At 37.6% G+C, this 10,001-nt stretch carries 15 protein-coding genes; 10 read left to right on the forward strand and 5 right to left on the reverse strand.

Translation table 11 applies throughout. The features are described from left to right. The first annotated feature begins 75 nt into the window (after positions 1 to 75). The 4 genes from F3G70_RS10135 to F3G70_RS10150 all read left to right on the forward strand — a co-directional run bounded on the left by F3G70_RS10135 (position 76) and on the right by F3G70_RS10150 (position 3,034). Positions 76 to 885: a DUF4013 domain-containing protein gene (locus tag F3G70_RS10135; RefSeq protein WP_149732589.1), complete on the forward strand. Its 810-nt coding sequence runs from the start codon at positions 76 to 78 to the stop codon at positions 883 to 885. 64 nt (positions 886 to 949) lie between these two features. Continuing rightward, positions 950 to 1,498, forward strand: a complete 549-nt coding sequence (locus F3G70_RS10140; protein WP_149732590.1) for a DUF2284 domain-containing protein — start codon at positions 950 to 952, stop codon at positions 1,496 to 1,498. Positions 1,499 to 1,835: 337 nt separating this feature from the next. Beyond that, a complete protein-coding gene (npdG, locus tag F3G70_RS10145) occupies positions 1,836 to 2,516 on the forward strand; it encodes an NADPH-dependent F420 reductase (RefSeq protein WP_149732591.1) in 681 nt (226 codons plus the stop codon). A 29-nt stretch (positions 2,517 to 2,545) separates the two neighbouring features. Next, positions 2,546 to 3,034: a hypothetical protein gene (locus F3G70_RS10150; protein WP_149732592.1), complete on the forward strand. Its 489-nt coding sequence runs from the start codon at positions 2,546 to 2,548 to the stop codon at positions 3,032 to 3,034. Between the two features lie 29 nt (positions 3,035 to 3,063). Here the strand turns inward: F3G70_RS10150 and F3G70_RS10155 are convergent, their stop codons facing one another. After that, on the reverse strand, positions 3,064 to 3,582 hold the full coding sequence (locus F3G70_RS10155) for a hypothetical protein (protein ID WP_149732593.1): 519 nt from the start codon (positions 3,580 to 3,582) through the stop codon (positions 3,064 to 3,066). A gap of 65 nt (positions 3,583 to 3,647) precedes the next feature. Beyond that, positions 3,648 to 4,274: a CatA-like O-acetyltransferase gene (locus tag F3G70_RS10160; protein ID WP_149732594.1), complete on the reverse strand. Its 627-nt coding sequence runs from the start codon at positions 4,272 to 4,274 to the stop codon at positions 3,648 to 3,650. Between the two features lie 76 nt (positions 4,275 to 4,350). Between F3G70_RS10160 and F3G70_RS10165 the strand changes: the two genes are divergently transcribed. Both F3G70_RS10165 and F3G70_RS10170 read left to right on the forward strand, forming a co-directional pair. Then, entirely contained in the window at positions 4,351 to 5,682 is a 1,332-nt protein-coding gene (locus F3G70_RS10165; protein WP_149732595.1) for an FAD-dependent oxidoreductase, read from the forward strand. A gap of 23 nt (positions 5,683 to 5,705) precedes the next feature. Continuing rightward, positions 5,706 to 6,584, forward strand: a complete 879-nt coding sequence (locus F3G70_RS10170; RefSeq protein WP_149732596.1) for an Mrp/NBP35 family ATP-binding protein — start codon at positions 5,706 to 5,708, stop codon at positions 6,582 to 6,584. Here F3G70_RS10170 and F3G70_RS10175 read toward each other — a convergent pair. Further along, a complete protein-coding gene (locus F3G70_RS10175) occupies positions 6,571 to 6,945 on the reverse strand; it encodes a hypothetical protein (RefSeq protein ID WP_149732597.1) in 375 nt (124 codons plus the stop codon). The genes F3G70_RS10170 and F3G70_RS10175 overlap by 14 nt on opposite strands. Before the next feature lie 202 nt (positions 6,946 to 7,147). Here F3G70_RS10175 and F3G70_RS10180 point away from each other — a divergent pair, with 202 nt between their 5' ends. Together F3G70_RS10180 and F3G70_RS10185 are read left to right on the forward strand one after the other, a co-directional pair. Beyond that, positions 7,148 to 7,849 carry a hypothetical protein gene (locus F3G70_RS10180; RefSeq protein ID WP_149732598.1) on the forward strand — a complete coding sequence of 234 codons (702 nt, stop codon included), beginning with the start codon at positions 7,148 to 7,150 and terminating at the stop codon, positions 7,847 to 7,849. 2 nt (positions 7,850 to 7,851) lie between these two features. Continuing rightward, on the forward strand, positions 7,852 to 8,121 hold the full coding sequence (locus F3G70_RS10185; RefSeq protein ID WP_149732599.1) for a hypothetical protein: 270 nt from the start codon (positions 7,852 to 7,854) through the stop codon (positions 8,119 to 8,121). Here the strand turns inward: F3G70_RS10185 and msrA are convergent. Then, positions 8,118 to 9,023, reverse strand: coding sequence for a peptide-methionine (S)-S-oxide reductase MsrA (msrA, locus tag F3G70_RS10190; protein ID WP_149732600.1), 906 nt, complete (start codon positions 9,021 to 9,023; stop codon positions 8,118 to 8,120). The genes F3G70_RS10185 and msrA overlap by 4 nt on opposite strands. A 116-nt stretch (positions 9,024 to 9,139) precedes the next feature. Here msrA and F3G70_RS10195 point away from each other — a divergent pair, with 116 nt between their 5' ends. Next, the gene (locus tag F3G70_RS10195) at positions 9,140 to 9,322 is read left to right on the forward strand and encodes a hypothetical protein (RefSeq protein ID WP_149732601.1); all 183 of its coding nucleotides are present in this window, start codon (positions 9,140 to 9,142) and stop codon (positions 9,320 to 9,322) included. A 5-nt stretch (positions 9,323 to 9,327) separates the two neighbouring features. Further along, the gene (locus F3G70_RS10200; RefSeq protein ID WP_149732602.1) at positions 9,328 to 9,594 is read left to right on the forward strand and encodes a hypothetical protein; all 267 of its coding nucleotides are present in this window, start codon (positions 9,328 to 9,330) and stop codon (positions 9,592 to 9,594) included. Between the two features lie 149 nt (positions 9,595 to 9,743). Here F3G70_RS10200 and F3G70_RS10205 read toward each other — a convergent pair. After that, the coding region (locus F3G70_RS10205) for a zinc ribbon domain-containing protein (protein WP_149732603.1) at positions 9,744 to 10,001 on the reverse strand (258 nt) is incomplete at its 5' end.

Consider the following 10,001-nt stretch of genomic DNA (forward strand, 5'->3'; position numbering starts at 1 on the left):
ATTTTATATACCATTAACTTAATATATTATATAATCTCTTTTTGAGAGTGTATAATTTAGAAAGGTGTATAAAATATGCAATTAGGTGAAATTTTTACAGACGCATTAAAATATCCGCTTTCCGACTATAAGAACTGGATGATTGTGGGTGTAGTGGCAGTATGCTGCGGTCTTCAGGCAGTATTTGCCCAGCTGGGAATATATAACCAGACATTGTATACGGCATTGAGTGCCATTTCACTTGTATTAATCATTGTATTAATGGGATACGGCCTAAGCGTAATCAAGGAAGCGATAGATTTTGAAGATGAAATCCCTGCCTTTGACTGGGTAAAGAACTTCGTTGACGGCATCAAGTATATTGTCGTGGCTTTTGTATACTTCATCATTCCGATGATTATCGTTTCAATAATAGGCATTTTGATTTGCGGAGTTCCGCTTTCACAGATTTTAACTGAAAGCAACATTCAGAAATTCGCTGCCTTAAACGGCACCGTAACCCAGGCGGACGTCCTAAGCATTGCTCCTCAGGGCCTATGGAACTCACTATTTGCGGCCATTGCAGTTACCGCAATCATTGCAATCGTATTCTTTATCGCATTTGCAATTTTCGAATACATTGCAGTCTGCAGGCTGGCCAAATATGACAGTTTGGGAGAAGCCTTCAGGGTCAGGGAAATCTATTCAGACATAAGAGAAATAGGCATTTTAAAAATCATAGCATATCTTATCATTGCAATCTTAATCTCAAGCATTGCAGGAATGATCTGCGCATTCATAACCGCCATACCTTATGTGGGAATAATCATAGCCGCTCTGGTCGGATATTCATTCATTTTCCTGTTCAACAACAGGGCATTAGGTTTACTCTACTCAGATGTATAAACCTAATTCTTTTTTTTTTATTTTTTAGAAATCTTTATTTACTTTTTTTGTGAAATATCTATATATGAAGGGGATTGAAAAGCTCACTGCCGACGTTGACGTCGGGGAGTTTATTGAAAGCTATGTGGATATTGAAAGGTTTGAGGGCCTTTGTGAGGAATGTGACAATTACGGCAAAAACTGGAACTGTCCTCCTTTTGACTTTGACGTTATGGACGTGTGGAATTCATATGATAAACTGAAGGTAATTGCCTTCAAGATGATTTTTGACGATGAGGAAATCGCAAACGAATTTTCCGACAAGGAGCTTGAATTCGTTTTAAAGCGCCTTGAGCGTATGAAGGTCAAGCTGATGAACGACATTTACGTTTTGGAGAATGAGGACTCTATGGGATTGTTTTTGGGAAACTGCAATCTGTGCATGAAATGCACCCGAGAGTTCGGCATGCCATGCAAGATGCCGTTCAAGATGAGATACTCCATAGAATCCCTTGGCGGAAACGTGGACAAGCTAATTGAGGATGTCTTCGGCTTGAAAATACTTTACGCTGAAAACGGTCATCTTCCGGAGTACATGATATTTGTCGGCGGACTGCTGTACGGGAAAAAATAATATCTTTTCCTTAATTTTTATTAACATTCTAATTTATGGAAATTTTCTTATTTAACTGTATCAGATATCTACTTTTTTGCTTTAAAAAATCAATAATATCGGTTAAAATCTTATCATTTTTGATATTTTTTAAAATCCATGTGGGGAATTGCTAATTATTTATTCAAATGTGATTTATTTTTGAAGTGATTATTTCGATTTGATTCTATGATTTTAATTTTTGCTAATCAAAAATCGTTTTAAATGTGAAATTAATGTATGATTTTCAGTTTTATCGGATTTTTTCTAGTCAAAAATCTTTTTATATAGGATTTACATATATAATAATGGTGATAAAATGATAGTTAGTATTATTGGCGGAACCGGACCTCAGGGTCTTGGAATTGGTGAAAGATTAGCAATTGCAGGTGTTGACGTCATTATAGGTTCCAGAAAAGAAGAAAAAGCATTAGATGTTGTAGAACAAGCTAAAAAAGATTTAGCTGACTATGATTTATCCAACATGAAAGGAATGGCAAACGAAGATGCGGCAAAAGAAGGTGACGTATTGATTATCACCGTGCCGCTGGCTGCACAGAAACCAACAGTTGAAGGTATCAAGGAATTCTGTAAGGATAAAATCGTTATGGATGCAACCGTACCTTTAGAAACAGCTATTGGCGGAAAACCATTCAGGTTCATCGATTTGATGGAAGGATCAGCTGCCGAAAGAACCGCTTCAATCCTTGACGGAACAGGCGCCAAAGTAATCTGCGCATTCTGTAACATTTCAAACTCTCACCTGTCAAACATCCCTGAAGACATTGACTGTGACTGTCTGATTGCAGGTGACGACAAGCAGTCCAAGGAAGTTGCAGCCGAAATCATCAACAAGATTCCTGGAGTCAAGACAATTGACTGCGGTATCCTTGAAAAGGCACGCATCATCGAAAAGATCACTCCACTGCTTATCGGATTGAACATCAAATACAAATCCCATTACGGCGGATTAAGAATTACTGGAATTAACTTTGAATAATTCTACTCTTTTTTTATTTTTTAGATAAAATGGATGAACTGGAAGCTTTAATTGGCAAATCCGTTAATGACATTGATTCGGATATATTGAAAGCCCTTGAAAACGTAGGCTTTAAAGTCGGCGTTCTGGAATATAAGTATAAGAACTGCGGCGTTCGCTATCCGGTTGAATCATTCATATTAGCCAGCATTGATTTTAATGATTTGATATCCTTTGATGATTTGTTTGGCTTTGAGAAATTATTTATTTTCTGGCATTTCAATGAAGTAATTACTGATTTTGAGATTTATGACATTACCTCTGAAATTGATGTTTTGAAAAGGGATTACGGGCTGATTGAAATGAAGATTTTAAATGACGAGGCTCACAATATCCGCTCCGGTGACACTGAATTTCTGGGTGCAAAAAGATTGAATGAAACGGTTCTGATTAATGGCAGAAAAGCCAATAAGCGAGAATTCGTTTTGAAAAAGAAGTACCTGCAGAAGATACTTAATCAAATAGCATATTTTTATTAAAAATAATTAAAAAAAGATAAAAAGGGAAATCATCCAAAATGGAATGCAATGTTTCCCATTAATGCCTGTATAGGTATCTGTAATATATTCATTTGGCTGTTGCTCATTGCAGTGCTTACGGCATCGCCTCTTGACATTGTTCCCTGAACGTTTGCGCTGCCGGCATATCCGTTATACGCATCGTTTGAACGGATTTTATCAACAATTCCATCGCCGTATATCGCATTTGCGGCCTCATTGTTGATTCCGACAATCAGATGAGGTCTGAAATGGTATGTATATTCCATAATGTCACGGGCAGCTCCATAAGGGTCATCCGGATGGTCGTCATGAATGTTGTGCAGTGTTTCGCCCTGAGCATTGACTGAACTTCCAGGATAAATCCATTCGAATCCTGTCATTGAGAACTTTGCGGCCATGTCAACGCCTCCGGCACCGCCTTCGTCAACGTCCTCTGCAATAACCAGGATAGGGCTTGCAAGTGTTGAAACCATAAATCCTGCAATCAGGACTATTATTATCAAAAGAATTAAGGTTATTTTTCTCATGGTTAACCTTTATAAGATTTTTATATATTAATAGTTATCTGTTTTTTAGAAATATTCTTTACACATTATTTAAAGGAATCAAATTCTTTTTGTGCGTTTTCAAAAAAGTATGCCAGATCACGTCCGTGAACGAAGATGTGGCTTACGGTGATTGACACGCTCATCTTAAAGTCTTCATTAACCTTTCCCCAGGTAATCAGTGGCTGAATCTGGTCCGGATTAAGAACGCAGGTAGTTATTGACTCAAAGTCAACCCACGGTATGCAGGAATAGTTTGCGATATTGGTAAAGTCCCTTTTTTCCATTTCAAGATGAAATCTTTCCATTTTGCCATTCAAAATGTCTTGTGAAATCTCGCGAACGTAATCGTGCCATTCGAATATGTCTGAAAAGCACTGTGGTGTTTTAACCCTCATTTCCTTATACTCCTCTGAGCCTTCAGCCATTATCGGACTTACCGCTTCAAGATAGTCGTATTCAACGGCTTCATCATTGATTATTCTTCTTTTCAGGTTGGAAACTTTGTTCAGGGCGTTTGAAAGGCATCCCAAAGATAAAATGAAAAATGAATAGTCATTTTCTTTACACAGTTTCCATAGCTTTTCAACGTCAATTCGTGCAGACATCGTGTATCTTGCGGATTGAAAGTTTTTAAATGGGTTGTTTTCCAGGTCAAAATCAATCTTTTTCATAATAAATACCTTAATTATTTATATGTTCAACTGATATATTATATATTGTTTATTTATTTAATAGGATCATGTTAATATGAAAGTAGTAATTGTCGGTGGAGGAGCTGGAGGAATCTCCACAGCTTCAAATATTCGTAAGATTGATAAAGATTGTGAAATCGTTGTATTGACAAGAGATGATAAGGTCGCATACTCTCCATGCGCCATTCCGTACGTCCTGTCCGGAACAATCAAATCTTTTGATGATATTATAATGAGAACTCCTGAAGACTATAAGGCCAAAAACATTGATGTCATAACCGAAGTGGAAGTTACGGCAGTTGACAGTGACGAAAAGACCGTAACCTATGAAGGTAAATCAGAATCAAAAACCATTAATTATGACAAGCTTGTTTTGGCTACCGGTGGTAAACCGTTCGTTCCTCCAATGGACGGAGTTGAACTGGACGGCGTCTATCAAATCAGAAACATTGAAGACGGTAAAAGGGTTCAAAATGCAATGAAAGATGCCAAAAGTGCAATTGTAACCGGTGCAGGTTTAATCGGTATTGAAATCGCATTCGCATTGATGAAACAAGGCCTGAACGTTACCCTAAGTGAAATGATGCCTCAAATCGTGCCTAGGTCTCTGGACAAGGACATGTCCGACATTTTAGTGAAATACCTTGAAATGGAAGGCATCAACGTCGTTTTGGGAAAACCAATCACCAAATTAATCGGTGAAGGCAAAGTCGAAAAGGCATGCTTCGGAGACGAGGAGCTAATCGACGCAGACATGGTCATTCTCGCTACCGGTGTAAGAGCAGAGCTTGAGCTTGCAAGAATGGCAGGATGCGAAATCGGAAGATGGGCAATACTTGTAAACGACAGGATGGAAACCTCAGTTGAAGATGTCTATGCCGTCGGAGACTGCGTAGAGTCAAAAGACCTCATCTTAGGTTCAAACACCATTTCCCAGTTAGGTACCACTGCAGTCAGGGAATCAAAGACATTGGCCCGTACGATATGCGACAAGAAATCAAAATTCAATCCTGTACTCAACTCCATGGTTTCCAAGGTAGGAAAACTGGAATTCGGTGCGGTCGGATACACCACCAGCTTTGCCCAGCAGAACAGAATCAGGCCTGTTGTGCAGAAGGTCGAGGCCCTTACGAGGGCACGCTACTATCCTAACGCAAAACCAATGGACATCAAGGTTATCTGTGACGGAAACGGAACCATCATAGGTTGTCAGATAATAGCTGAAGAAAGGGTAGCCGAAAGAATCGATACCATGACTTTAGCCATTACGGAAGGCCTTACATGCTTTGACCTGTCAAACATGGAATTCGCCTACGCACCGCCTGTATCAATGGTTACCGATCCTTTAATCCTTGCAGTTGAAGAGGTAAGCAAAAAATTCAATTAAATATTATATGGGAGATGAGAAAAATGGCAGAAAATCAACATCATGGTCATCACGGTCACGGGGGCGAAATGACTCCCGAACAGCAAAAGCAGATGATTGAACAGGAAATCAAATTGGCAAGAAACTTAGGCCAAATCAAGTATAAAATAGCCGTTATGAGCGGAAAGGGCGGTGTCGGAAAATCCACTGTTGCTGCAAACCTTGCCGAAACCTTCCAGAAACTGGGTTATTCCGTAGGAATATTGGATGCGGACATTCACGGACCTAACATTCCTAAAATGCTTGGTCTTGAAGGAGAACAGCTATATGTCAACCAGAACCACAATATGATTCCTGTAGAGGCTCCAAGCGGACTTAAGGTAATGTCAATGGCGTTCATGCTCGACAGCATCGACACTCCAATCATCTGGAGAGGACCTCAAAAGTCAGGATCCATCAAGCAGTTAATCGCTGAAGTCGAATGGGGACCTTTAGACTTTTTATTTATCGATAACCCGCCTGGAACAGGAGACGAGCCTTTAACTGTGCTTCAGACCATTCCTAATATCGATGCGGTAATAATGGTAACCACTCCAAACGTCGTTTCACAGGAAGACGTATTGAAATGCGTCAAGATGGTCAATATGCTCAACGTTGAAAACATAGGCCTTATCGAGAACATGGCATACTACATATGTCCTCACTGCGGCGAAAAGCTCAACGTATTCGGTGAAGGTGACGGAGAATCATTTTCCAAAGAAATGGAAATCAATTATTTCGGTGACTTGCCGTTAACTGAAAAGGTAAGTGACTCACCAAACCAAGACGGAGTCGTTTCAACCCTCGACCCGGACGGAGAAGTCTCAAAAAGATTCGTTGAAATTGCAAACGCCATAAAGGAAGCTTTCCTTAAAGAAGAGTAATGTAGCTCACGCTTGCAATGTTAATAAGATATCCCAGAAAATCGGGATCATCTACTTTTTTTATTTTTTCTATCGCATAATCCTTGTTTTCATCCATCTCATTTAATTCGTAATATTCCATTCCACGATTGTACTCGCCCAAATCCGTAAAGATCGGAATGACATAGTTCCCGTCATTTCCATAGGGGATGGTAACCGCTTCATCGTTTTCCGTTGATATGATGAACGTATTGTCTTTAAGATACTCTTTAATTTCAGCTTTTGTTTTTTCAATCATTTCCTGATTGTTGTTTTCCTCATGCAGATAAATCATAGTGATTAGCCGCTTGAGTTCCGGGTGCTTAACTTCTTCGATTTTCATTGTAGTTATCTTTGATTTTAATCTTATTTAATTTTTAATTCATTGAAATTTTACTTATGAGTGAAGACAATTCTTAGGAGTAAGGACAATTCTTAGGAGTAAGGACAATTCTTAGGAGTAAGGACAATTCTTAGGACTTATTTCAACAAACTATTTATTTTAAGAAGTTCAATGATAATTTACAAATTAATACGGTGATTTTATGGAAATGTGTCTGTTGAAAGATTTTGAAAAGTATTTGAAAAATGAAACAAATTCATCTGTTATGGCATTGGCAAATTTGTGTAGCAAATATGATTTTAATTCAAACTCTATTAAAAATAAATTAAAAAATTTAGATGATTCATTTATTTTTAATGAAATAAATTCTAAACAAGATAATTCTAGTAAAATAATCAATGATTACTTCTCCAAATTTAATGTTAAAAATAAAAATGTATTGAGATTTATTTTACATGAAGTTATTGACAATATGTATGATCATTCAAAGTTTAAAAATGCATATTCTTTGGCGAAAAATAATGGGGGTTTTGTAGATTTTTGTTTAATTGATGATGGTATTTCTATTTATAAATCATTTGAAAATAATAAAATTGATTTTATGGATGATTGTACTTCTATTTTAATGGCAATAAATGGAAAATCAACAAAACAAATTAATGGATATGTTTCAAGAGGTTATGGGTTAAATAATATTGTTTCTTTAATTAATGATTCAAATGGCTCTATTTTAATAGTGTCTGGATGTGGATTAATTTATATAAATAATAATAATGTATTTAAGAAATCAATTAGAAATAAATGCATTGAAGGTACATTGATTGCATTTAGATTAGATTTAACTTATGATTTTGAAAATTTTTATGATATAATTGATGGTCATCAAAATTTTAAGGAGGATTAATTATGGTATTAATAAAGCTTAAAGAAGAATTTGGGGTTGATTTGGGCTCACGTTCATATGCTGTTAAATTATTTGAAAATTTAAAAAACTCATCATCCAAAACAACAATCGATTTTGAGGGTATTGAATTTGTAAGCCGCAGTTTTTCACAGGAATATCTGAATTCCAGATTAATGGCTGATTTTGAAATGGAAGAAATCAATGTGCCGGATGCCGTTAGAAAGATGTTCAATGTTGTATTAAAGAATAATGATATTGATATGAGATACTAGTCAAACAAGGGGACATATTCCCCATACCCTTCATTTTCCAAATCCTTTTTGGCAACAAACCTTAATGCTGCTGAATTGATGCAGTATCTTTTCATTCCGTCAGGCCCGTCATTGAATTCATGGCCCAGATGTGAATTGGCTTTTTTACTTCTCACTTCGGTTCTTACCATTCCGTAGGAGAAATCCCTGTGCTTTACAATGGCATCATCATTTGCAGGTTTGGTAAATGCCGGCCATCCGCATCCTGAATCGTACTTGTCAAGGGAAGTGAAGAGAACTTCGCCGTCTACAACGTCCACATATATGCCGTCTTCAAAAAAATCATCATACTTTCCAGTGAACGGCGCTTCCGTTAATGAAAGCTGTGTTATCTGATACTCTTCACTGCTTAAGTGGTCGAATTCTTTATCGTCTATTTGATTTAAATCAACGTGGCAGTAGCCCTGCGGGTTTTTCTCAAGGTATTTCTGATGATAGTCCTCGGCGATGTAGAATCCGTGAATCTCATGGGCTTCAACCACAATTTTCTTATCAGAGGCTTTCTGCTTGCGGTTTAAAAATCTGATAACGGCGCTTCGCTGTGAAGGCTCGTTCCAGTATATTCCGGTCCTGTACTGCGTTCCAGCATCAGCCCCCTGCCGGTTCAGGCTGTAGGGGTCGATAATTTTAAAGAACTCTTCCAGGATTTCCTCAAGTGAGATGATTTCCGGATTGTATGTCAGCTTAACGCATTCCGTGTGTCCTGTTCTGCCGGTGCAGACGCTTTCATATGTCGGATCATGGGTTTTGCCGTTGGCATAGCCCACTTCGGTCATGTTGACTCCCTTAAGCCTTGACATGTAGGCTTCAACGCCCCAAAAGCAACCGCCGGCCAAATAGATAATCTGCTGAGACTTATACATAGTTAAAAATGTAATTATCACATTATTTATAGCTTTTCAATTTGCTTAGAAAATTATATATTAAATCGAATTCAAAATTATCATTAGGTATAATTTTAATCGGAGGACTTTTTAAGATGTTTTATTCAACAATTATGAAAATTGATTCAATTGACAGATTAAGGGATATCAGAGACGCATTGCTTGTTGAACAAGGAATTAACCCAACCCGTCAAGGTGAACAAGCCATTAAAGTTGTAGTTGAAAGAATTGATGAAATTCAAGCTACTTTAGATAAATCCGCTACCAGAAACAAGTGATTTTCGTGATTAGATTATTGACCGGACGCAGGCGTCTGCTTAGAAAAAGAATGTATAAAGCCCCTCATCAGAGAAACAGGGCCAATTATTATTATCGTGAAAACAAGAGTTTCACAAAGCCTTTCCAAAAGGAGTATGTTAACAAGGAAAGGATTCAGACAAAGCGCAGACCGAAAAGAGAGGTCATGTCCGGCTTTAAAATGTCCTACAGGTATAAGTATTACAGGGATGAATTAATAGAAGAGGATGAGGAAGAAATCACAGATTCCTAATCTCTTCTTTTGTTATGATTTTATTCTCTGAGTGAATATTCAAGATAAGACCTGAAAACTCATCATCATTTTCTGCTAAATTTTTAATTGAACCTCCCCGACCTTTTAGAGGTCGGGGATTCCTAGATTTTTTTTTGCTTAATAGTCTATTAAGTCTGAACTAGGCTATCCCCGTCGCACCAACGGTTCAGTATATTAATTGCGGCATTTACATCTCTATCAAGTATTTTTCCACATTTCGGACACATCCATTCCCGTTCTTTTACATCCAAATCTTCATTGATGTGTTGGCAGTGGTGGCATGTTTTGCTTGTATTTTTTGCGTTTGTGAATTGTACACCGTCTGCTTCGGGTTTGTAGAGTTGGAATTTATCTTTAAGTCTTTGTATGAATCTCGATAGAGGAAA

This window comes from Methanobrevibacter millerae (assembly GCF_900103415.1).
GTDB classification, from domain to species: domain Archaea; phylum Methanobacteriota; class Methanobacteria; order Methanobacteriales; family Methanobacteriaceae; genus Methanocatella; species Methanocatella millerae.